At 67.7% G+C, this 23,701-nt stretch carries 17 protein-coding genes; 4 read left to right on the top strand and 13 right to left on the bottom strand.

From position 1 onward, the window contains the following. Positions 1–3: 3 nt before the first annotated feature. Positions 4–1,182 (bottom strand): aminotransferase class V-fold PLP-dependent enzyme, encoded by a 1,179-nt coding sequence (locus ACO07Z_RS06910; protein ID WP_421700771.1) that lies wholly within the window; start codon positions 1,180–1,182, stop codon positions 4–6. Positions 1,183–1,446: 264 nt separating this feature from the next. On the opposite strand from ACO07Z_RS06910, the gene ACO07Z_RS06905 reads away from it, so the two are divergent. Both ACO07Z_RS06905 and ACO07Z_RS06900 read left to right on the top strand, forming a co-directional pair. Continuing rightward, positions 1,447–2,427, top strand: a complete 981-nt coding sequence (locus ACO07Z_RS06905; protein WP_421698030.1) for an HlyD family secretion protein — start codon at positions 1,447–1,449, stop codon at positions 2,425–2,427. Between the two features lie 3 nt (positions 2,428–2,430). Continuing rightward, the gene (locus ACO07Z_RS06900; protein WP_421698029.1) at positions 2,431–3,477 is read left to right on the top strand and encodes an FUSC family protein; all 1,047 of its coding nucleotides are present in this window, start codon (positions 2,431–2,433) and stop codon (positions 3,475–3,477) included. Here ACO07Z_RS06900 and ACO07Z_RS06895 read toward each other — a convergent pair whose 3' ends face one another. The 4 genes from ACO07Z_RS06895 to ACO07Z_RS06880 all read right to left on the bottom strand — a co-directional run bounded on the left by ACO07Z_RS06895 (position 3,478) and on the right by ACO07Z_RS06880 (position 9,339). Continuing rightward, positions 3,478–3,813: a (2Fe-2S) ferredoxin domain-containing protein gene (locus ACO07Z_RS06895; protein WP_421698028.1), complete on the bottom strand. Its 336-nt coding sequence runs from the start codon at positions 3,811–3,813 to the stop codon at positions 3,478–3,480. Positions 3,814–3,958: 145 nt separating this feature from the next. Beyond that, on the bottom strand, positions 3,959–7,138 hold the full coding sequence (locus tag ACO07Z_RS06890) for an efflux RND transporter permease subunit (protein WP_421698027.1): 3,180 nt from the start codon (positions 7,136–7,138) through the stop codon (positions 3,959–3,961). 39 nt (positions 7,139–7,177) lie between these two features. Continuing rightward, a complete protein-coding gene (locus ACO07Z_RS06885; protein ID WP_421698026.1) occupies positions 7,178–8,497 on the bottom strand; it encodes an efflux RND transporter periplasmic adaptor subunit in 1,320 nt (439 codons plus the stop codon). Positions 8,498–8,514: 17 nt separating this feature from the next. Further along, positions 8,515–9,339 carry an alpha/beta hydrolase gene (locus tag ACO07Z_RS06880; RefSeq protein ID WP_421698025.1) on the bottom strand — a complete coding sequence of 275 codons (825 nt, stop codon included), beginning with the start codon at positions 9,337–9,339 and terminating at the stop codon, positions 8,515–8,517. Between the two features lie 152 nt (positions 9,340–9,491). Here ACO07Z_RS06880 and ACO07Z_RS06875 point away from each other — a divergent pair, with 152 nt between their 5' ends. After that, complete coding sequence (locus tag ACO07Z_RS06875) at positions 9,492–10,442, top strand: LysR substrate-binding domain-containing protein (RefSeq protein ID WP_421698024.1); 951 nt, start codon at positions 9,492–9,494, stop codon at positions 10,440–10,442. A gap of 12 nt (positions 10,443–10,454) precedes the next feature. Here the strand turns inward: ACO07Z_RS06875 and scpA are convergent, their stop codons facing one another. From scpA to ACO07Z_RS06845, 6 genes are read right to left on the bottom strand one after another with little or no spacing between them, the layout of a single operon-like run. Further along, a complete protein-coding gene (gene scpA / locus ACO07Z_RS06870; RefSeq protein ID WP_421698023.1) occupies positions 10,455–12,611 on the bottom strand; it encodes a methylmalonyl-CoA mutase in 2,157 nt (718 codons plus the stop codon). 31 nt (positions 12,612–12,642) lie between these two features. Continuing rightward, positions 12,643–13,032 carry a hypothetical protein gene (locus ACO07Z_RS06865; protein WP_421698022.1) on the bottom strand — a complete coding sequence of 130 codons (390 nt, stop codon included), beginning with the start codon at positions 13,030–13,032 and terminating at the stop codon, positions 12,643–12,645. 60 nt (positions 13,033–13,092) lie between these two features. Continuing rightward, complete coding sequence (locus ACO07Z_RS06860) at positions 13,093–14,958, bottom strand: methylmalonyl-CoA mutase family protein (protein WP_421698021.1); 1,866 nt, start codon at positions 14,956–14,958, stop codon at positions 13,093–13,095. A 10-nt stretch (positions 14,959–14,968) separates the two neighbouring features. Then, positions 14,969–16,984, bottom strand: coding sequence for an acetyl-CoA carboxylase biotin carboxylase subunit (locus tag ACO07Z_RS06855; protein WP_421698020.1), 2,016 nt, complete (start codon positions 16,982–16,984; stop codon positions 14,969–14,971). Positions 16,985–16,994: 10 nt separating this feature from the next. After that, a complete protein-coding gene (locus tag ACO07Z_RS06850) occupies positions 16,995–17,444 on the bottom strand; it encodes a hypothetical protein (protein WP_421698019.1) in 450 nt (149 codons plus the stop codon). Positions 17,445–17,451: 7 nt separating this feature from the next. Next, positions 17,452–18,987, bottom strand: a complete 1,536-nt coding sequence (locus tag ACO07Z_RS06845) for an acyl-CoA carboxylase subunit beta (RefSeq protein ID WP_421698018.1) — start codon at positions 18,985–18,987, stop codon at positions 17,452–17,454. A 352-nt stretch (positions 18,988–19,339) separates the two neighbouring features. Here ACO07Z_RS06845 and ACO07Z_RS06840 point away from each other — a divergent pair, with 352 nt between their 5' ends. After that, entirely contained in the window at positions 19,340–20,785 is a 1,446-nt protein-coding gene (locus tag ACO07Z_RS06840; RefSeq protein ID WP_421698017.1) for a helix-turn-helix domain-containing protein, read from the top strand. 165 nt (positions 20,786–20,950) lie between these two features. On the opposite strand, the gene glnT is transcribed toward ACO07Z_RS06840, so the two are convergent. Beyond that, complete coding sequence (gene glnT, locus ACO07Z_RS06835) at positions 20,951–22,270, bottom strand: type III glutamate--ammonia ligase (protein ID WP_421698016.1); 1,320 nt, start codon at positions 22,268–22,270, stop codon at positions 20,951–20,953. 90 nt (positions 22,271–22,360) lie between these two features. Continuing rightward, positions 22,361–23,698 (bottom strand): FMN-binding glutamate synthase family protein, encoded by a 1,338-nt coding sequence (locus ACO07Z_RS06830; protein ID WP_421698015.1) that lies wholly within the window; start codon positions 23,696–23,698, stop codon positions 22,361–22,363. Positions 23,699–23,701 lie beyond the last annotated feature (3 nt).

Raw genomic sequence — 23,701 nt, 5'->3', positions numbered from 1 at the left:
GGCTTAGGACACCTGCGCGCTCACGACCGACACGAGACGGTCGACCTCGTCTTCGGTGTTGTAATAGTGCGGAGACGCCCGCACGAGCGGAGGAAGCCCGCGGGCTGTCGCGTCCAGAAGCGTGCTGGAGGGCGAGGAGACGCTTACATTGATGCCGGCAAGGGTCAGCGCCTGCTGCACCCCTGCCGCGTGGCGGTTCTTGACCGAGAACGTCACGATGGCCGCCGGATCCCGTCCGAGGTCGTGCACCGTGACATCGGATAAGCCCCGCAGTCCGTCGCGCAGTCGCGCGGACAGGGCGCGGCAGCGCGCCTCGATAAGATCGAGACCGATCTCCAGCGCGTAGTCCACGGCACGGCCGAGCCCGAGCCGGGCCGCGTAATTGTTCTCCCAGGTCTCGAAGCGTCGCGCGTCGGGGCGCAGTTCGTAGCGGTCGGGAGCGACCCATGGCGCCGCGAAATGGTCCAGCATCAGCGGCTCCAGGCGACGCATCAGGTCTCGCCGGATGTAAAGAAAGCCGGTGCCGCGCGGTCCGCGCAGGAACTTGCGGCCCGTCGCGGTCAGCACGTCGCATCCGAGTTGATCGACGCGCGTCGGGATTTGGCCGACCGCCTGGCACGCATCGAGCAGATAGGTCACGCCGTGCCGGCGCGCGATCTCACCCATTGCGGCAGCAGGATTGCGGAGGCCGCCATTCGTCGGCACCCAGGTGATCGCGATCAGCCTGACGCGACCGTCGATCATACGTTCGAGGGCATCGGGGTCGAGCATGCCGTCCCCGTCGTCGGGAATGACCTCGATCACCGCCCCGGTTCGCTTGGCGACCTGAAGGAATGCGACGTAGTTCGCGGCATATTCCGCCCGCGCCGTCAGGATCCGGTCCCCGGGTTGGAAGGCGATTGCGTAGAAGGCAAGTTGCCACGCTACCGTCGCGTTTTCGGTCAGCGCGATCTCGTCCCGTCCCGCCCCGAGCAATCGCGCCACGCTGTCATAGACACCGGAGACCCGGTCAGCCGCCTCGCCGGCCGCCTCGTAGCCTCCGATTTCGGCCTCGCGGCGGAGGTGGCTGACGACGGAATCCAGCACGGGCTGCGGCATGAGCCCGGCACCGGCATTGTTGAGGTGGACGCGATGAGCCACTCCCGGCGTCTCCGCTCGGAACTTTGCGACATCGAAGGCCATGTCTTTCATCTCACCTCTCTGCCAAACCGGCCGCCGGCGCTCACGGTGTCGATGCCTACCATAGTGAGGGGGGTCCGGTGTCGCCGGCGGGTCGACTATGGGACGAAGCTGTACACAGCCCGGAGCGGGATTAAGTAAGGACCCTTGATCCTCCTTTTGCGCAAACGCCGCCCGGCGGTAACGGGAGAGGATTGAGCGCGCGCGTCAAAGCCGCGATGATGCATCGTGCCGGCTCCATGCCGGAAGACATGGAGCCGCGCATTCATGCTCAGCCGCCTTCTCCTCCACCCGGTGTTGTTGATCATCGGCGTGATCTTCGGGCTGTTCCTGCTGTACGAGACTTCGGTGCGCTTCTTCGCCTATACCGGCGACGCCTATGTCAACAGCGACATCGTGGTGCTCGCCTCGGAGATCGAGGGGCCGGTGTCCAAGCTCGCGGTGCAGAACAACCAGAGCGTGGCGGCCGATCAGCTCTTGTTCGAGATCGAGCGTACGCCCTATGCGCTGAAGGTGCAGGAGACGGAAGCGGCGCTGTCCACCGCACGCGCCAATCTCGACCTTGCGCAGGACGAGGTCGGTGCCGCGAAGGCCGCCGTCACCTCGGCGCAGGCGGTGCTGACCAATGCGCAGGACCAGCTGGTGCGCGTCAAGACGCTGGAGAAGGAGGGCTATTCGCCCGAGGCGACGCTTGATGTCTCCACCCGGGATGTCGCCACCGCCGGCGCCAATGTCAGCGCCGCCGAGGCGCAGCTGGCGGTTTCCGTGCGCCGGGTGACGGTGGCGCAGGCGGCGATCGAATCCGCCGCCGCGGCGGTGGCGAAGGCGCGGTACGACCTTTCGAAAACGGTGGTGAACGCCCCCGATGCCGGCCGCGTCGCGCCCTTCGTCACCCGCGTGGGCGATTATCTGCGTCCCGGCAGCGAGGTGATGGCCATCGTCACCGACAAACGTCGTCGGGTGGTGGCGAATGTGAGCGAGCGCCATCTCGCCCGCATCAAGGTCGGCCAGACGGCGCTGCTGACGCTCGGTTCCGACCCGTGGGCGCTGCATTGGGGCCGGGTGAGCGGCATTGCCGGCGGCGTCGCCCGCTCGCCGAACAACCCGCAGGTCATTCCCTATGTCGAGCCGACCACGGACTGGGTGCGGCTGCCACGGCGTTTCCCCATCGAGGTCACGCTGGACGCCTGGCCCGAGGGGCTCGTCCTGTTCAACGGCGCGGATGCGCGCGTGCTGATCTGGTTCTGAGCCATGGCGAGGGAGGGCGGCACCGGCTTCAGCGATATCGACCGGCAGGCCTTCGCCACCGCCACCGGCGTGCTCGCGGCTGTCTATATCGCCCTGCTGATGGGGCTGGACGAGCCCTATTGGGCGGCGCTCAGCGTCATGATCATCGCCAATGTCGACCGCGACGCACTGTTCACCAAGGGTGTTCTGCGCGTGCTCGGCACCTTCATCGGGGTGATCGGCGGCTATTACATCGGCCAGTGGGCGGAGGGGTACAACCTCATGCAGCTGGCGCTGGTCACTATCGCCGCAGCGGTGGGCACCTATGGCCGGCAGCGTAGCGCCTATGGCTATGCCTGGTTCTACGGCGGGCTCACCTTCGGTCTGGTGATGCTCTACACCATGACCCAGCCGGCACAGCTTTACGGCTTCGCGCATTACCGCTGTTTCGAGATCGTCATCGGCGTGGTGTGCGGCACGCTGTCGAGCTGGGCGCTAGGCCCCCGGGCCGGCGAGCTTCATGCCCGACTGAAGCTCCAAGCGGCGGCGACCACCGTGCTCAACGCCGAGCGGCAGGCGCTGATCGCCGGGCTGGGGGCGTTCACCATCATCATCGTCTGGTCGCTGTTCAATCTGCCGCAACTGCCGCAGGTGCTGATCTCCAGCCTCATCGTCGTCGACAGCGATCCGCTGGCGACGCGCCATCGCGGCTTTCAGCGCATTCTAGGCTGCATTCTCGGCGGGGCGGCGGCGTTGGTCGTCATCCTGATCGACGCGGTGCATGTGTGGTGGTGGGCGTCGATGCTTTTTCTCGGCGTATTCTCATTCGCCCGCATCCACCTGGGCAAGTCCAGCCAGGCCTATATCGGAACCCAATGCGCCATCGCCTATCTGGTGACGCTGGTCAGCGCCTCGCCGCCCGACAGCCTCGCTCCGCCGATCGAGCGGCTGATCGGCATCGTCATCGGGGTGAGCCTGATGACCGTGCTGGTGTGGGCGTTCAACCCGCCGGCCAAGGCGGATTCCTCGGCGGAAACTCCCACGGACACACCGGCGAAGAAGCCCGCCTGATCAGTCCTCCTCCCGCGCGGGGGCGATGGCGTCGAGCAGCGTGTCGGGATCGGTCCCGCGCGGCACGCTGAGCCAGCGCCCGGGGCGGCCGGCGGGAATGACGATGACGGCATTCTTCGGGCAGATGTCGAGGCAGGGCACCTCGACCACCGCCACTCCCGCGCCCTTGCGGCGCGGCTTCTTCATCGGCTTGCCGCCCTCGCGCCGGGCGATGGCGGCACGCAGCGCTTTGGGCAGGGGCTGGTCAGCAGCGGGGCCGAAGCCACCGTCGAGCTTCTTCGCGCATTTGCGGCAGACGAGGACCACATCGGTCCAGTCGGCTTTGATCGGCTTCATGCGCGCTAGCATCCTGGCGGCTGGAGGCTCTATGTGCCATCGCCCGCAGCTCCTGTCGAACGAGACCGGCCGGGAGAACCGCGCTCCCTTGCGTCGAGGGGGCAACCGACGCTTGGGAAGCGGCCTCCCGGCCGGGTAGCAAGGCTCACTCGGCCGCAAGCGGCGCGATATGGGCCTCGCCGTGCTGCCGGAGCGGGCGGTTGCCCGCCAGACGCCGCAGCAGCACGTAGAAGACGGGCGTGAGGAACAGCCCGAAGAAGGTGACGCCGATCATGCCGGCGAACACGGCGATGCCCATGGCATGGCGCATTTCGGCGCCGGCACCGGTGGAGAGCACCAGCGGCAGCACGCCCATGATGAAGGCGAAGGAGGTCATCAGGATCGGCCGCAGGCGCAGGCGGCTGGCCTCGATGGCCGCCTCCACCGGGTTGCGGCCCATGAACTCCAGCTCGCGGGCGAACTCGACAATCAGGATCGCGTTCTTCGCCGACAGGCCGACCAGCACGACGAGGCCGATCTGCGTGAAGATGTTGTTGTCGCCCCCGCCCAGCCACACGCCGTAGAGCGCCGCCAGCAGGCCCATGGGCACGATCAGGATGATCGCGATGGGCAGCGTCAGGCTTTCATACTGTGCCGCCAGCACCAGGAAGACGAGCAGCAGCGCGAGCGGGAAGACGATGAGCGAGGAGTCGCCGGCCAGGATCTCCTGATAGGTGAGGTCGGTCCATTCATAGTCGAAGCCCGGCGGCAGCACCTCGGCGGCGATCCGCATCGCCGCTTCCTGCGCCTGGCCGGAGGAATAGCCGGGCGCGGGGGAGGCGTTGAAGTCGGCGGTGAGGAAGCCGTTATAGCGCTGGGCGCGCTCCGGCCCGGCGGTGGTCTCCACCGTCAGCAGCGCGGAGAGTGGGATCATCTCGCCCGAGAGCGAGCGCACCTTCAGCTTGCCGATGTCCTCCGGCCGGGCGCGGAACGGCGCGTCGGCCTGCGCCCGCACCGAGTAGGTGCGGCCGAACTTGTTGAAGTCATTGACATAGAGCGAGCCGAGATAGACCTGCAGCGTCTCGAACACCGACTGGATCGGCACGCCGAGCTGGCGGGCCTTGGTACGGTCCACATTCGTGAAAATCTGCGGCACGTTGATCTGGTAGGTGGTGAACTGCCCGGTGAGTTCCGGCGCCGCCATCGCCTTGGCCATGAAGGCGTTGGTGACCTCGTTCAGCGCCTCGTAGCCGCGGCCGGCGCGGTCTTCGAGCTGCATCTTGAAGCCGCCGACCACGCCGAGGCCCTGCACCGGCGGCGGCGGGAACATGGCGATGAAGGCACCCTTGATCACCCCGTATTTCTGGTTCAGCGCCCCGGCGATGGCACCGGCGGAGAGTTCCGGGCTCGTGCGCTCCTCGAACGGGTCGAGCACCGAGAACACGATGCCGGCATTGGACGAGTTGGAGAAGCCGGCGATGGACAGGCCGGGGAAGGCCACGGCGCTGGACACGCCGGGCTGGGCGAGCGTGATCTCGGTCATTTGCCGGATCACCTCTTCCGTGCGGTCGAGCGTGGCGCCGTCTGGCAGCTGGGCGAAGCCGACGAGGTACTGCTTGTCCTGCGCCGGCACGAAGCCGGGAGGCACCGCCTGGAACAGCCACCAGGTGGCGCCCAGCATCACGGCGTAGAACACCATGACGAGGCTTTTCACCTTGAGCGTGCCGCGCACGCCGCCGCCATAGCCGCGCGAACCGCGCGCGAACACCCAGTTGAAGCCGCGGAAGAACCAGCCGAACAGGAAATTGATGACGCGCTGGAGCGCATCCGGCGGGGTGTCGTGGCCGCGCAGCAGCAGCGCCGCCAGCGCCGGCGAGAGGGTGAGCGAGTTGATCGCCGAAATCACCGTCGAAATGGCGATGGTGAGGGCGAACTGGCGGTAGAACTGGCCCGACAGGCCGGTGATGAAGGCGAGCGGCACGAACACCGCCACCAGCACCAGCGCGATGGCGATGATAGGGCCGGACACCTCGCTCATGGCCTGATAGGCGGCGGCGCGTGGCGTGAGGCCGTTCTCGATGTTGCGCTCGACATTCTCCACCACCACGATGGCGTCGTCGACGACGATGCCGATGGCGAGCACCAGCCCGAACAGGCTCAGCGCGTTGATGGAGAAGCCGAACAGATACATCACCGCGAAGGTGCCGACGATGGAGACCGGCACCGCGAGCAGCGGGATGATCGAGGCGCGCCAGGTTTGCAGGAAAACCACGACGACGATGACGACCAGCGCCACCGCTTCGAACAGCGTGTGCACCACGGCGTCGATGGAGGCGTCGACGAAGCGGGTGGTGTCGTAGACGATGTCGAAGTCGACGCCTTCCGGCATCGTCTTCTTCACTTCCGCCATGGTGGCGCGGACATTTTCAGCGATTTCCAGCGCGTTGGAGCCCGGCGCCTGGAACACGCCGAGGCCGACCGCCTGCTTGTTGTCGAGCAGAGAGCGCAGCGCATAGTCGGCGGCGCCGAGTTCGAGCCGGGCAACGTCGCGCAGGCGCACCACCTGCCCGTTGGCGCCGGTCTTCACGACGATGTCGCCGAACTCTTCCTCGGTTTCCAACCGGCCCTGGGCGTTGATGGTGAGCTGCAGGTCGACGCCTTCCAGCGCCGGCGAGGCGCCGACGATGCCGGCGGCGGCCTGCACGTTCTGGGCGCGGATCTCGTTGACCACATCGCCGGCGGAGAGGCCGTGCTCGGCGATCTTCTGCGGGTCGAGCCAGACGCGCATCGAGTAGTCGCCGCCACCGAAGATGTCGATCTGGCCGACGCCGCCGATGCGGGCCAGCCGGTCCTTCACGTTCAGAACCGCGTAATTGCGCAGATAGGTGATGTCGTAGCGGTCATTGGGCGAGATGAGATGCACGACCATGAGGAAGGTCGGAGAGCTCTTGGCGGTGGTGATGCCGAGCGCGCGCACCTCTTCCGGCAGGCGCGGCTCGGCCTGGCCGACGCGGTTCTGCACCAGCTGCGTCGCCTTGTCGGGGTCGGTGCCGAGCTTGAAGGTGACGGTCAGCGTCATCACGCCGTCCGTCGTCGCCTGCGAGGACATGTAGAGCATGTCCTCGACGCCGTTGATCGCTTCCTCGATCGGCGTCGCCACGGTGGCGGCGATGACCTTCGGGCTGGCGCCGGGATAGGTGGCGCGCACGATGACCTGCGGCGGCACGACTTCCGGATATTCCGAAATCGGCATCACCCGCAGGGCCAGCAGCCCCGCGAGGAAGATCAGAACGGAGAGGACGCCGGCGAAAATCGGCCGGTCGATGAAGAATTTGGACAGATTCATAGCGTCCTCCCCCAAGGAGGCAGAGCGTCGGGGCTGCGATCAGCGCGCGGCGACGGCGGTGTTCGGGTCCGTCGCAGAGGCGGCGGAAGCGGATTCCATGGGCACGATCTCGGGCGCGACAACCGCGCCGGGGCGCACGCGCTGCAGGCCGTTGACGACAATGCGCTCGCCTTCCTTCAGCCCGTCGGTGATGACGCGCAGCCCGTCCGAGGGTGGGCCGAGCGTCACCTTGCGCCAGACGGCCTTGTTGTCGTCGCCGACCACGAAGACGAACTTCTTGTCCTGGTCGGTGCCGATGGCGCGTTCGTTCACGGCCAGCGCCGGCTGGGTCTTGGCGCGGCCCATCTTGACCCGGGCGAACTGGCCGGGAACGAGGCGGCCGTCCTTGTTCTCGAACACCGCGCGCAGGCGGAACGTGCCGGTGGCGGCATCGACCTGATTGTCGACCAGCTGCAGATGGCCGCGCACCGGCCGGGTGGCCGTGGTGGCGGTGGTGATCTCGACCGGGATCTGGTCGATTTCGGTCAGCGCGATGTCATGCTCGCCGACCGAGGCCAGCGCCTCGGCGACGGTGTTCTCGTCGGCGTCGAAGCTGACATAGATCGGATCGACCGAGACGAGACTGGTGAGCACCGGCGAGGAGGCGCCGGCGGCGACAAGGTTGCCAACCGTCACCTCGATCCGCCCGACGCGGCCGTCGACCGGCGCGCGCACCTCGGTATAGCCGAGATCGAGCTTGGCGCTCTGCACGGCGGCATCGGCCGCGCGCAGATTGGCTTCCGCCTCGCGATAGGCATTGGTGCGCTGGTCGAGGTCGCGCACCGAGACGGTGCGGTTGTCAACCAGCTGCTTGCCGCGTTCCAGCTCGCTGCGGGTGAGCTCCACACGCGCGGCGGCGGCCTCGCGGAGCGATTCCGAGCGGGTCAGCGCGGCCTGGAACGGCGCGGGATCGATGGTCACCAGCAGGTCGCCCTGCTTGACCAGCGCGCCCTCGCGGAAATGGATTTTCTCCACCGCGCCGGCGACGCGCGGGCGCACCTCCACCACCTCGACGGCGCGCAGGCGGCCGGAGAACTCGTCCCACTTCATGGTGTCGCGCGTCTTCAGAACGGCGACTTCCACCGGCATCGCCGGCGGCGCGGCGGCTTCCGCCGGGGCGGGGTCGGTGGCGAGCGCGGTCGAGCTCGGCCAGGCGACGAAGACGGCGCCGCCGGTGGCGATGAGGGCGAGGGTCAGCGCCAGCCCGGCCTCGCGCCAGCCCTTGGCGCGACGCGGACGAGGGGCGGTTGCGTCGTGGGCGATGACGGCGTGTGCGATCGGTGTCGGGGCGGCATCGTTGCCGAAGCGGTTGTCACTCATGACGTGTCTCCCGGGCCTCAGGCCCGAATGGTGCGAAGCGGTGCGGCGGAATTCTCCGCCAGAAAGGTGCTGAACAGGCCGCGCAGGACCGTTTCCCAGGCCGGGGCGGCTTCGATGGCGGCGTCGATGCTCTGGTTCGAACAGTTCGTGCCTTCGAGCAGATGGCTTTCCACCGACACCCCGCCGGCGCGTAGGCGCTCGGCATAGGCGAGGCTCTCGTCGCGGATCGGGCAATCGGCGGAGGTGACGATCAGCGCCGGGGCGAGACCGCCGAGCCGGCGTGAGCCGAGCGGCGCGGCATAGGGATGGGCGGCACGGTCGGCGCTGCCGAGATAAAGGTGCCAGCCATCCGCCCATTTGCAGCCCGACGCACCGGCCGAGGCGGCGTGGATCGAGCCGGTGCAGAGGCTGGGATCGACCATGGGCGAAATCAGAATCTGCCCGGCCAGCGGTGGTGCCTGCTGGTCGCGCGCCATGAGGCTGAGGGCGGTGGCCAGATTCGCCCCGGCTTCCTCGCCGGCGACGAACAGCCGTGACCCGCGCCCCGCCCATTTCGCCCGTTCGGCCGATAGCCGGCCCAGCGCCTTGAAGGAGAGGTTCAGCGCCGCCGGAAAAGGGTGTTCCGGCGCGAGCGGATAATCAATCGACACCACCACCGCACCGGCCTCCGCCATGATGCGGCAGAGATGCGCGCTGCAATCGAGGTCGCCATCGACAAAGCAGCCGCCATGCAGATGCAGCACCAGCGGCGCGGGACGCAGCGGCACGGCGGGGCGGTAGACGCGCGCGGCCAACGCCTCGCCGTCCATATCCAGCTTTGCCTCGGTCCACGCTGCGGTCATGACGCCCACTACCGGGAGGAAGCCTTCGCTCCCACCCGATTCCAACGGTTGTTGCTGTTGCAGTGCGGCGAAAACTAGACCTGCACTGGGCTCGAAAAAATAGCCGATTGGCGATAACATTATTCACATATGGAAATAATCGCACGGTAGCCATGGACCAGATCGCCGCGATGCGCGCCTTTGTCCGGGTGGTGGAAGCCGGCACGTTCAGCCGTGCCGCCGATCTGCTCGACATGCCGAAACCGACCGTCACCAAACATATCCAGCAGCTTGAGGCGCATCTGCGCACCAAGCTGCTCAACCGCTCGACCCGCCGCGTGGCGGTGACCCCCGATGGCGCCGCCTATTATGAGCGGGCGGTGGCGCTGCTCTCCGATCTCGACGAGCTCGACGGCTCGATGACCCGCTCGCAGGCGAGCCCGGCCGGGCGGCTGCGGGTGGACGTGCCGTCCTCACTCGCGCTCTACGCCCTCATTCCGGCGCTACCGGACTTCTTCGCCCGCTACCCCGACATCCAGCTCGATCTCGGCGTCACCGACCGGCCGGTGGATCTGCTGGCGGAGAATGTCGACTGCGCGATCCGTGGCGGCGAACGTCTGGATCCGACGCTGATCGCCCGCCGCATCGGCACACTGCCGCTGATGCACTACGCCTCGCCCGCCTATATCGCTCGGCACGGCCTGCCGGAGCATCCGCGCGACCTTGCGCAGGGTCATCGCGTCATTGGCTATTTCAGCGCCCGCACCGGGCGGCCCATGGCATTCGACATGGTGCGCGGCGAGGAGAGCTTTGAACTGCGCCTGCCGCATGTGCTGGCGACCAACGATTCCACCGCCTATCTCGCCGCCGGCCTCGCCGGCCTCGGCATCACGCAGACGATTGATGCGATGGTGGGGCCTTATCTCGACTCCGGCGCGCTCGTGCGGGTGCTGCCCGAGTGGCAGGCCGGGCCCATCGTGCTGCATGTCGTCTACGCGCCGAACCGGCATCTCAGCAGCCGGCTGCGCGTCTTCGTCGACTGGGTGGCGGAGCTGTTCGGCTCTGGCGGCGCCTACCGCCCCGCCGGGCTGGCGCTGCATCTGCCGGTGCGGGCGCCGGGCTGAGGGTGGCGCCCTCTACTCCGCCGCGTCCTTGGCATGGCCGAGGCGGGCGGCGAGTGTGTCGACCAGTTCGCCGGCGGCCTCTGCGATCACCGTGCCGGGCGGATAGATCGCCTCCGCTCCGGCGGCGCGCACGGCGTCATAGTCCTGCGGCGGCACCACGCCGCCCACCACCACCATTATGTCCGGCCGCCCCTGCGCGGCGAGCGCCGCCTTCACCTGCGGCACCAGGGTGAGATGCCCGGCGGCGAGTGAGGAAATGCCGATGACATGCACGTCGTTCTCCACCGCCTGCCGTGCGGCTTCCTCGGGGGTGGCGAAGAGCGGACCGATATCGACATCGAAGCCGAGATCGGCAAAAGCGGAGGCGATCACCTTCTGCCCGCGATCATGCCCGTCCTGCCCGACCTTGGCGACGAGGAGGCGCGGACGCCTGCCTTCCTCGCGCTCGAATGCCTCGACGCGCGCCCGCACCTGCGCGACCCTGTCGCCCATCGCACCCGCCTCCCGCCGGTAAATGCCGGAGACCGCGCGAATCTCCGCCCGGTGCCGGCCGAAGACGCGCTCCAGCGCATCGGAGATTTCGCCCACCGTCGCCTTGGCCCGGGCGGCATCGATGGCGAGGGCGAGCAGATTGGCGTTGCCGCGCGCACCGTTCTCCAGCGCGGTCAGCGCCTGCGCCACCGCCTGCGGATCGCGCTCGGCCTTCAGCCGCGCCAGCTTGTCGAGCTGCGCCGCGCGGACGGCGGAGTTGTCGACCTTGAGCACGTCGATCGGCATTTCCCGCGCCGGCCGGTACTTGTTGACGCCGACCACGGTCTGGGCGCCGGAATCGATCCGAGCCTGCGTGGTGGCGGCGGCTTCCTCGATGCGCAGCTTGGGGATGCCGGCCTCGATCGCCTTGGCCATCCCGCCCAGCGCCTCCACCTCGGCGATATGGCCGAGCGCCTTCTGCGCCAGATCGGCGGTGAGCCTTTCCACGAAGAACGAGCCGCCCCAGGGGTCGATGGCGCGCGTCGTGCCGCTCTCCTGCTGCAGCACCAACTGCGTGTTGCGGGCGATGCGGGCGGAGAAGTCGGTGGGCAGCGCCAGCGCCTCGTCCAGCGCATTGGTGTGCAGCGACTGGGTGTGCCCCTGCGTCGCCGCCATCGCCTCCACCATGGTGCGCATGACATTGTTGAACACGTCCTGCGCCGTGAGACTCCAGCCCGAGGTCTGCGAATGGGTACGCAGCGGCAGCGACTTGGGGTTCTGAGCGCCGAGATCCTTCATCAGCTTGGCCCAGATCAGCCGGGCGGCGCGCAGCTTGGCGACCTCCATGAAGAAATTCATGCCGATCGCCCAGAAGAAGGACAGGCGCGGCGCGAAGCTGTCGATGGGCATGCCCGCCGCCACCCCGGCGCGCACATAATCGACGCCGTCGGCCAGCGTATAGGCGAGCTCCAGATCCTGCGTCGCCCCCGCTTCCTGCATGTGATAGCCGGAGATCGATATCGAGTTGAAACGCGGCATCTCCTTGGAGGTGAAAGCGAAAATGTCGGAGATGATCCGCATCGAGGGGGCGGGCGGGTAGATATAGGTGTTGCGGACCATGAACTCCTTGAGGATGTCGTTCTGGATGGTCCCGGAGAGCTGGGCAGGCGTTACCCCCTGCTCCTCCGCCGCCACGACATAGAGCGCGAGGATCGGCAGCACCGCCCCGTTCATGGTCATGGACACGCTCATCTGGTCCAGCGGGATGCCGGAGAACAGCGTGCGCATGTCATAGATGGAATCGATGGCCACCCCCGCCATGCCGACATCGCCGGCGACGCGCGGATGGTCCGAATCGTAGCCGCGATGGGTGGCGAGGTCGAAAGCGACCGAGAGCCCCTTCTGCCCGGCCGCGAGGTTGCGGCGGTAGAAGGCGTTGGAATCCTCCGCCGTGGAGAAGCCGGCATATTGCCGGATGGTCCAGGGCTGAGTGGCGTACATGGTGGGGTAGGGCCCGCGCAGGAACGGCGCGATGCCGGGATAGCTGTCGACGGCGCCGAGCCCGGTGATGTCGGCGGGGCCATAGATCGGCTTCACCGCCAGCCCCTCAGGCGTTGTCCAGTCATTGGCGGCGATGGCCGGCGTCGGGGCGCGCGGCGCCTGCCAGTCGCGGGCGGCGAAATCCGGGATGCGGCTCATCGCGCGTCCTCCCGGTGAGAGGAGCCGACGGCTAGGCCCGGCGCGCCACGAAGGAGCCGCTGCAGTTCTTCTCCGCCGATTGCCATTTGCCGGTGGCCACATCGCCGCGCACCACGCCGCGCGCGGAAAGTGTGTCGCTGCCACGCACCACTCGAATCTCGATCCGCCCCAGCGCGGTCACTGTGCCGGTGGCGTCCACCGGCCACATCCCGCCATAGCTGATCTGGCCATCCTCCACCGCCAGCCGGAAGTCCAGCCGCTTGTCGCACGGTCCGGACACCGGCTCTGCCGAGACCTGCCAGATGCCGTCGTGCAGGCTCAGCGCGGCCAGTTCCTGCGCCGTTGCCGGCGTCATCAGCAGCGCGCCCCCTAGCGCCGCGCCGCAGGTGGCAAGCGTCCACCCGTGAGTCAGCGTTTTCATGGTCTGTCCCTAGGTTGATGGCAGCTTCAGAGCTACCCCTGGGGCAACGGATGGCCGGGCTCATGGTTCCCTCCTGCGGCCAAGGCCGAGCCGGGCCTGGGCGTCGTCGAGAAAGGCGACGAGATCCGTGCCCGCAGCAAGATAGGTGTCGATGCCGGCGGTGCGCTGGGCCACCTCGTCCTCGCCCGGCTTGCCGGCGAGATAGACGGTGACGGCCCCGGCGTCCTTCAGCGCGCGGGCAGCCTCATTGGCGCGCTCGGCATAGGTCGCGTCGGAACCGCACAGGCAGGCGAGACGGGCGCCGGAGGTGCGGAACGCCTCGACCAGCGCCGCCATGTCGGTGAAGCCGTCATTGCCCGCCGCGGCTATGCCCCCAGCCTCGAAGGCGGTGCGGGCGAAGCCGGCGCGGGCGGCGATATCGGCCGGCGTGCCGAGCGCGGCGAGAAACACCGAGGGTCGGGCGGCGGCGGCGGTCGCGCGCAGCCGCTCGAACGGTTCGGCGAGCCGCTCGCCTACCAGCGGCTCGCACAAAAGCGCGCCCTCGGCCGGCGCGGCGGTTGGACGTGGGCGGGCGGGGGCCAGCACGCTTGGTACGCTTTCGCTGAGCAGGGGAAATTCCGAGGTGCCGGTGATCGGCAGCCGGCGCGTCGCCACCTCCTGCGCTCGTGCCCGGCGGGCCGTTGCCACGCGCTGCTGCCACGCGCCGGAGGCGAGCGATTCCACCATGCCGCCCTCGCGCTCAATGGCGCGAAAAAGCTCCCATGCCGCCGCCGCCAGCTTTTCCGTGCGTTCCTCGATGGCGCCCGCGCCGGCGCCGGGATCGGCGACGCGGTGAAGGTTGGATTCCTCCAGCAGGATGATCTGGGTGTTGCGCGCCAGCCGCCGCGCATCCGCGTCCGGCAGGCCCAGCGCCTGGGTAAAGGGCAGGACGCTGATGCTGTCCGCCCCGCCCACCCCGGCGGCGAAGCCAGCGATGGTGCCGCGCAACAGGTTCACATGCGCATCGTGCCGGGTCAGGCTTCGCCACGCGGTTTCCATGTGGATGGCGACCGGCGCGGGGGCGAGCCCGCACGCCTCCAGCACGGTTTGCCATAGCAGGCGGAACGCGCGCGGCTTTGCCTGCGTGCCGAGCTGGTCGACATCGGCAACCAGCGTCACCTCGATCAGCCGCGCCGCCGCGTCGAGCGGCAGGCCGGCGGCTTCCAGCGCGCGCAGATAGGCGGTGGCGGTGGCCAGCACGGCCGCGAGTTCCTGCGCGTCGGTGGCGCCGGCCGCGTGGTAAATGCGCCCATCCGCCCGCACCATCGGCGCGGTGAGGCCGCGCCCGTACAGCGCGGTGACGGTCTGGCCGAGCCGGGCGGCCAGCGCCTCCCACTCGATGGGCGCGGCGCCGAGCGCGGCGAAGTCGCCAATGGGGTCGAGCCCGAAGCGCAGGTCCAGCGCGGCCGGGTCGGCCTTCTCATAGAGCCGGGCCAGAGCGAGGGCGATGTCGCGGCCCTGATAGGCGCCGGCTTCCACCCGCAGCGTCGCCATGTCGGGCAGCAGCCCGTCCAGCGCCGCCACCATTTCCTCATGCCGCAGCTGCAGACCGAAACCGGCGGCGGAGGGGGCGGAGGCGAAGACCAGCGCGACGCCATCCGCGCCGCCGTCGAGATCGGCCAGCATCTGCGCATTGGCGCTGGCGGCGTCGTCATGGTCGATGCGGGCGATCAGCTTCCACGGCGCCCCCGCCGGGCGGCCGGCAATGGGGGCGGCCGCGCGCCGCCGTTCGGGCAGGGCGTCGAGGCGGATGCCGTCGGCGGTGCGCGTCACCATGCGCTTGTCATAGGCGCCGCCCTTCAGCACGCCGTCGACCAGCGCGAGCCAGTCCGCGCGCGTGGCGGGCGGGAAGCTGTCGAGGTCGAGATCGAGCGGGCGCGGGTCCATCGACCTCTCCTCAGGCGAAATCGAGGATGACGGCGTCGACCGCCAGGCTGTCGCCGGCCTTGGCGTGGACCTTGGCGACGGTGGCGTCGCGCTCGGCGCGCAGCACATTTTCCATCTTCATCGCCTCCACCACCGCCAGCGTCTCGCCGGCCTTCACCTCCTGCCCCTCGCTGACGGCGATGGACACGACGAGGCCCGGCATGGGGCAGAGCAGGTGCTTGCCACTGCCGGCCTGCTGCTTCACCGGCATCAGCGCGGCGAGTTCCGCCTCGCGCCTTGTATAGACCAGCGCCTCCACCGCGACGCCGCGATGCGCCAGCGCCACGCCGTTGAGGCGCGGGCGCACCTGCACCGCCACCGCCTCCTCGTCGAACACGCCGTTCCATACCGGTTCCCCGGGCTGCCAGCCCGAGCGCAGCTCATGGGTAGAGACCGGCCGGCCGGCCTCATCAAGGAAGCTGACGATGAAGCCACCCGCCGCCCGGTCGACCTCGCAGGCGAGCGTGAGGTCGCCTAGGCGCACCACGCGCTGATGCTCGAACACCACCGGCCGCCCGGCGAGCTGGCCGGAAATCTTGCGCTTCCGCGCATTGCCGACATTGTCGATCACCGCCGCCACGGCCGCCAGCGTGCGGGCGAGCGCCGCGCTCGGCGCGGTGGCGTGGAAGCCGTCGGGATATTCCTCCGCGATGAAGCCGGTGGAAAGCCGCCCCGCCCGCCAGCGCTCATGCGTCATCAGCGCCGAGAGGAAGGGGATGTTGTGCTGGATTCCGTCAATGGCGAAGGCGTCGAGCGCGTCCGCCTGCGCTTCGATCGCTTGCGCCCGCGTCGGCGCATGAGTGATCAGCTTGGCGATCATTGGGTCGTAATAGAGCGAGATTTCCCCGCCTTCATAAACGCCGGTGTCGTTGCGCACGGTGACGCCGTCATTCACCCCTTCCGCCGGGGGGCGATAGCGGGTGAGCCGGCCGATGGAAGGCAGGAAGCCGCGATAGGGGTCCTCGGCATAGACGCGGCTCTCCACCGCCCAGCCCTTCAGCTTCACGTCCTCTTGCCGGAGGGCGAGCGGTTCGCCCGCCGCGACGCGGATCATCTGCTCGACGAGATCGATGCCGGTGACGAGTTCCGTCACCGGATGTTCCACCTGCAGGCGGGTGTTCATTTCAAGGAAATAGAACGACTTGTCCTGCCCGGCGACGAATTCCACCGTGCCGGCGCTGTCATAGTTCACGGCCCTCGCGAGGGCCACCGCCTGCTCGCCCATCTTCCGGCGCGTGGCCTCGTCCAGTAGCGGCGAGGGGGCTTCCTCCACCACCTTCTGGTTGCGGCGCTGGATCGAGCATTCGCGCTCGCCGAGATAGACGACATCGCCATGCTTATCGCCCAGCACCTGGATTTCGATATGGCGCGGCTGGACGATGAACTTCTCGACGAACACCCGGTCGTCGCCGAAGGAGGAGCGCGCTTCCGAGCGGGCGCGGTCGAACCCCTCTTGCACCTCGTCGCGGGAATGGGCGATGCGCATGCCCTTGCCGCCGCCGCCGGCCGAGGCCTTGATCATGACGGGATAGCCGATCTCGTCGGCGATGCGGGCCGCGTGCGCCGCGTCCTCGATCACGCCGAGATAGCCCGGCACGGTGGAAACCCCGGCCGCCGCCGCCGCCTTCTTCGATTCGATCTTGTCGCCCATCGCCTCGATCGCCCCCGGATTGGGGCCGATGAAGACAAGGCCGGCGTCCTTCAGCGCGGCGGCGAAGCTCGCGCGCTCGGAGAGAAAGCCGTAGCCGGGATGGATCGCCTGCGCGCCCGTCTGCTTCGCGGCGGCGATGATCTTCTCCGCATCGAGATAGGACTGCGCCGCCGGAGCGGGGCCGATGTGCACCGCCTCATCCGCCATCGCCACATGCAGCGCGTCGCGGTCGGCGTCGGAATAGACCGCGACGGTCTTTATGCCCATGCGCCGGGCGGTCTTGATGACCCGGCAGGCGATCTCGCCCCGATTGGCGATGAGGATCTTGGAGAACATAGCTATGCACCTATTTTATCCGCTTGCCGCTAGCTTCAATCTCGCAATATTCCCAGAACTCCACATCGTCAGGAATTAAATGCGGATAGCTACGAATATAGTAAGATGCGAGAGATTGATCTCTGCGATCATGCTTGAGTGCGAACATTATTTTTCTGAAATGAGGTGGCGAACATAAAAAATATAGCATCGCCTCATTCCAAACCGTAAGCTTTGCGCTCGGCGTGTTTCCGCCGGAAGTCCATTTGTGAGATTTGCACTCTACAAGAATGGGCGGTTCTCTGCTTCCCAGGTCGAATTTATGGAGTTTTTTGTTAGAATTTAATCCAACTGGGGCTGCAAAACTACGTTCTAACATTATTCCTTGAGTTCGAAAGAACCGCTGGGCGACGGATTCGAAATCTGCGCCTGCATGCGCGTTGCTCACAGATCCAATGCGCTGAAAGGTAGTATCGCTCATTCGAGCCTCACAACGGCAGATTGTCGTGCTTCTTCAGCGGCGCTTCGATCTTCTTCGAGGCGAGCATGGCCAGTGCCCGCGCGATGCGCTTGCGGGTGGCGCGCGGGGTGATCACCTCGTCAATATAGCCGCGCTCGGCCGCCACAAACGGCGAGAGGAAGCGCTGCTCATATTCCTTGGTCCGCGCCGCGATCTTCTCGGGGTCGTCGATGTCGGCGCGGAAGATGATCTCCACCGCCCCCTTGGCGCCCATGACAGCGATCTGCGCGGTGGGCCAGGCGTAGTTCACATCGCCGCCGATGTGTTTGGAGGCCATCACGTCATAGGCACCGCCAAAGGCCTTGCGGGTGATCACCGTGACCAGCGGCACGGTGGCCTGCGAGTAAGCGAAGAGCAGCTTGGCGCCGTGCTTGATCAACCCGCCATATTCCTGCGCCGTGCCGGGCAGGAAGCCGGGTACATCGACAAAGGTGACGATCGGGATTTCGAACGCATCGCAGAAGCGCACGAAACGCGCCGCCTTGCGCGAGGCATCCGCATCGAGCACGCCGGCCAGCACCATGGGCTGGTTGGCGACGAAGCCTACCGTGCGCCCCTCGATCCGGCCGAAGCCGGTGAGGATGTTCTTGGCGAAGCCTTCCTGAATCTCGAAGAAATCGCCCTCGTCGGCGACTTTTCCGATCAGTTCCTTCATGTCGTAGGGCTTGTTCGGATTGTCCGGCACCAGCGTGTCGAGCGAGGGGTCGAGCCGCTCGCCATCGTCGAAGCTCGGCCAGACCGGCACGCCGGAGCGATTGCACGCCGGCAGGAAGTCGATCAGCCGGCGCATCTGCAGCAGGCATTCGACATCGTTCTCGAAAGCGCCATCGGCCACCGAGGACTTTGTCGTGTGCACCTTGGCACCGCCGAGTTCTTCCGCCGTCACGCTCTCATTGGTGACGGTCTTCACCACCTCCGGCCCGGTGACGAACATGTAGGAGGTGTCGCGCACCATGAAGATGAAGTCGGTCATGGCGGGGGAATAGACATCGCCGCCGGCGCACGGGCCCATGATGACCGAGATCTGCGGAATGACGCCGGACGCCGTGACGTTGCGCTTGAACACTTCGCCATAGCCGCCGAGCGCCGCCACGCCTTCCTGGATGCGCGCGCCGCCGGCATCGAACAGGCCGATGATCGGTGCCCGCACCTTCAGCGCCATGTCCTGGATCTTGGTGATCTTGGCCGCGTGCGCTTCCGAGAGCGAGCCGCCGAACACGGTGAAGTCCTTGGCGAAGACGAACACCTTGCGCCCGTTCACCGTGCCCCAGCCGGTAACGACGCCGTCGCCGGGGATTTTCTCGGCCTTGTCCATGCCGAAATCGGTGCAGCGGTGCTGAACGAAGGTGTCGAATTCCTCGAAGGAGCCGGTGTCGAGCAGCAGCTCCAGCCGCTCGCGAGCGGTAAGCTTCCCGCGCGTGTGCTGGGCGGCGACGCGCTTCTCGCCGCCGCCGGCTCGCGCGCGGGCGCGGCGCTGTTCCAGTTCGTCGAGAATGGGCTTCATGGCGTTCCCCCAGCCGGCATGCGGACCGTTGCAACGGTTCTAGGCGCTTGCGGCCGAAAACATAAGCTGTGAAAATGCGGATCGCGAAGTTGTAAAAATTTCACAAAAATCGATGTTTGGGATGCTTCGTTGCGGCCGTCTCATCCTCAGAGGCCGGCCTCGAACGACGTTGGTCCGGGTGCGCGCTCGCGGCGATCCTTCGAGGCTCGCTGCGCTCGCACCTCAGGATGACGTTGCGGACGGGGGCAGCGCTGGCGCGGAAACCGCTTTCTCGCCGGCATCCTGCGGTGCCCGGCGGCACGCCGGGCCTCGAAGGATGGTTCTCGCGAGCGGACGATAAGGAAGAGGCATCATGTCCCGAAAAGTCTTCGCCGGCCATGCGGTGCGCCATGCGCGCGAGCGGCTGGGGCTGACCCAGATGGATTTCGCCCGGCGCCTGTCGCTTTCCCCGAGCTATATCAACCAGATCGAGAGCAACCAGCGCCCGGTTACCGCCGCTGTGCTCCTCGCCATCAGCCGGGTGTTCGATCTCGACATCACCCGCTTCGGCGCCGACGACCTCGACCGCGTGGTCGCCGATCTACGCGAGGCGCTGGCCGATCCGGTGTTTCGCGGCATCGAGCCGAGCCTGCAGGACCTGAAGAACGCTACCACCCACGCCCCCGCCTTCGCCCATGCCTTCCTGCGCCTGCACGGGGCGCTGCGCCGGCTGGAGGAGCGCCGCGCCGCGCAGGAGGATGCGCGGGTTTCGGTGGCGCGCGAGGTCGACGGGGCGGCGCCGGACGAGGCGCGCCATCTCGCGCCCTATGAGGAAGTGCGCGACCATTTCCACTACATCGACAATTATGTCGACGGGCTCGACCGCGCCGGCGAGGAGCGCAACGCGGCGCTCGACCTGTTCGGCCGCGACGATGCGGTGCGCGTGCTGGCAGCGCATTTGCGCCAGCGCCACGACATCACGGTGGAAATGGCGCCCGCCGCGCGGCTTGACGCGCCGCTGCTGGCCTATGACCGCCACCGCCGGGTGGCCACATTGGCGCGCACGCTCGATCCGGCGAGCCGCGCCTTCCGCCTCGCCGCCTTTCTCGCCCGTTTTGAGCAGAGCGAGATCATTGATCAGCATGTGCAGGAGGCTGGCTTCCGCAGCCCAACGGCGCGCGACGTGTGCCGGCTGTCGCTGCAGAACTATTTCGCCGGCGCGCTCCTGCTGCCCTATCGCCGCTTCGCCCGGCTGGCGCGGGAGACACGGCACGATCTCGACCGGCTGGCCGCCCTTACAGGGGCGAGCCTGGAGCAGGTGTGCCACCGTCTCTCGACGCTGCAGCGGCCGGGCGAGAAGGGGGTGCCGTTCTATTTCCTGAAAGTCGACCGCGCCGGCAACGTCATCAAGCGCCACAGCGCCACGCGCTTCCAGTTCGCCCGCTATGGCGGTGCCTGCCCGGTGTGGAACGTGCACGAGGCGTTCGAGCAGCCTTCTCGCACGCTGGTGCAGTTGGGCGAGATGCCGGACGGGGCGCGCTATCTGTGCCTGGCGCGCGGCACCTCCAAGCCGGCGCTGCGCCATGGCGCGCGCGAGCGCCGCTTCGCGCTCGGCATTGGCTGCGAGATTTCCTATGCCGGCGAACTCGTCCATGCCGACGGGCTGGACCTGAAGGCGGCCGCTCCCGCGCCGCTCGGCGTCAATTGCCGCATCTGCCCGCGCACCGCCTGCCCCGAGCGCGCCTTCCCCCCGCTCGACCGCGCCATCGTGCTCGATCCCGACCGTCGCGACGTGGTGCCGTTCTCGGTCAGGGAGTGAGGGGGGGCAGCAGGAGGGATCTGCCCGGTCCCGTCCGCGTGCGTCCTTCGAGGCCCGGCTTTGTCGGGCGCCTCAGGATGACGGGGCAGGTCACAGAGTTCCGCCGGCGCAACACCCGTCATGCTGAGGTGCCGCCCGGCGGGCGGCCTCGAAGCACGCAGGCCCTCAAATATCCAGCGTGTTGTCGCGCTCCCATTGGGTGAGGTGGCGCGAATAGGCGTTCCATTCCTCATGCTTGAGCTTGGCATAGCCGTCCACCAGCGGGGCGCCGAGCGCGCTGCGCAGCACGTTCGACTTCTCCAGCGCGCGGATGGCGTCGAGCAGGTTCAGCGGCAGCTTCTTGGCGCCCTTCACCTTGTGGCCGTCGGTGTACATGTTGATGTCGAGCCGCTTGCCCGGGTCGCGCCGGTTTTGGATGCCGTCGAGTCCGGCGGCGAGCATGGCGGCGGGGGCGAGATAGGGGTTGGCGGCGCCGTCTGGCAGGCGCAGTTCGAGACGGCCCGCATCGGGGATGCGGATCATGTGGGTGCGGTTGTTGCCGGTATAGGTGACGGTGTTGGGGGCCCAGGTGGCGCCGGAAACGGTGCGCGGGGCGTTGATGCGCTTGTAGGAATTCACCGTCGGGTTGGTGAAGGCGCACAGCGCGTCGGCCGAGTGGATCAGGCCGCCGATGAAGCCGTAGCCGAGGGCGGAGAGGCCGAGCTCGCCCGTCTCGTCCTCGAACAGATTGGCCCCCTCCGGGCTCCACAGCGAGGTGTGCATGTGGCAGCCCGAGCCGGTGAGGTCGATGAAAGGCTTGGGCATGAAGGTGGCGCGCAGCCCGTGCTTTTCGGCGATGGAGCGGGCCATGAACTTGAAGAACACATGCCGGTCGGCGGTGGTCAGCGCGTCGGCGAAGTCCCAGTTCATCTCGAACTGGCCGTTGGCATCCTCATGGTCGTTCTGGTAGGGGCGCCAGCCGAGGGTGAGCATGCTGTCGCAGATTTCCTTGATCACCTCGTAGCGGCGCATCAGGGCGGACTGATCGTAGCAGGGCTTGGTGGCGTTGTCGGCGGCGTCGGAAATCTTGCTGCCATCGGCATTGGTGAGGAAGAACTCGCATTCCACCCCGGTCTTCATGACATAGCCGAGGCTTTCGGCGCCGAGCATGGTGGATTTGAGCACGTTGCGCGGCGCCTGCGCCACGAGTTCGTCGTTCATGACCAGGTCGGAGGCGAGCCAGCCGACTTCCGGCTTCCATGGCAGCTGGACCAGGCTGGAGGCGTCGGGCACCGCGAACAGGTCGGCATCGGCCGGGCTCATGTCGAGCCAGGTGGCGAAGCCGGCGAAGCCCGCCCCGGACTTCTGCATGCCGCTGATGGCGCTGGCGGGCACGAGTTTCGCCCGGAGCGCGCCGAACAGGTCGACATAGGAGATCAGGAAGTACTTGATGCCGAGCTCTTTGGCGGCATGCTTCAGATCGGCTTGGGCAAGATCAGTGGCCATGGTGCTATCCGGTTTCGCTGTTCCCCGGCCCGTTCGGGCTCGTTGGTCGTCATGACGTGCAAACCCCGCGCCGAGGCGCGGGGTTGATGATCAGAATCCGCCGTTGCGGCCCGGTATCCAGTCGGTGCCGGCCAGCGGCACATTGGCCATGGCGGCGGCCTCGATGGTCAGCGCGACGAGGTCTTCTGGCTCCAGATTGTGCACATGGCTCTTGCCGCAGGCGCGGGCGATGGTCTGGCACTCCAGCGTCAGCACGGCGAGATAATTGGCGAGGCGCCGCCCGGCGGCCACCGGGTCGAGCCGCTTCATCAGCTCGGGGTCCTGCGTGGTGATGCCGGCAGGGTCGCGACCTTCATGCCAGTCGTCATAGGCGCCGGGACGGGTGCCGAGCGCCGCATATTCGGCGGCGTAATGCGGGTCGTTGTCGCCCAGCGCCACCAGCGCGGCGGTGCCGATGGCCACCGCGTCGGCACCGAGCGCCAGCGCCTTGGCCACGTCCGCGCCGTTGCGGATGCCGCCGGAGACGACGAGCTGCACCTTGCGGTGCATGCCGAGGTCCTGCAGCGCCTTCACCGCCTGGCGCACGGCGGCGAGCGTCGGGATGCCGACATGCTCGATGAAGATTTCCTGCGTCGCGGCGGTGCCGCCCTGCATGCCGTCGACCACCACCACATCGGCGCCCGACTTCACGGCGAGGGCCGTGTCGTAATAGGGGCGGGCGGCGCCGACCTTCACATAGATCGGCTTTTCCCAGTCGGTGATCTCGCGCAGTTCCTCGATCTTGATCTCAAGATCGTCCGGCCCGGTCCAGTCCGGGTGACGGCAGGCGGAGCGCTGATCGATGCCGACGGGCAGGGTGCGCATGGCGGCGACGCGCTCGGTGATCTTCTGCCCGAGCAACATGCCGCCGCCGCCGGGCTTGGCGCCCTGGCCCACCACTACCTCGATGGCGTCGGCGCGCTTGAGGTCGTCCGGGTTCATGCCGTAGCGCGAGGGCAGGTACTGGTAGACGAGCTGGGTGGAGTGCCCGCGCTCCTCATTGGTCATGCCGCCATCGCCTGTCGTGGTCGAGGTGCCCATGGCGGACGCCCCGCGCCCCAGCGCCTCCTTGGCATTGGCGGAAAGCGAGCCGAAGCTCATGCCGGCGATGGTGATCGGGATCTTCAGCTCGATCGGCTTCTTGGCGAAGCGGGTGCCGAGCACGACCTCGGTCGAGCACTTCTCGCGGTAGCCTTCCAGCGGGTAGCGCGACATGGAGGCGCCGAGGAACAGCAGGTCGTCGAAATGGGGCACCCGCCGCTTGGCGCCGCCGCCGCGAATGTCATAAATGCCGGTGGCCGCCGCGCGGCGGATTTCCGAGAGCGTGTAGTCGTCGAAGGTGGCGGAGGAGCGCGGCGTGGTGCGCGGAGTATTGCTGTGGTCGGTCATCGC

Source organism: Ancylobacter sp. (assembly GCF_965229075.1).
Classification (GTDB): domain Bacteria; phylum Pseudomonadota; class Alphaproteobacteria; order Rhizobiales; family Xanthobacteraceae; genus Ancylobacter.
The sequence above is the reverse complement of the archived record's forward strand: the minus strand, read 5'-3'. Positions and strand labels throughout refer to the sequence as shown.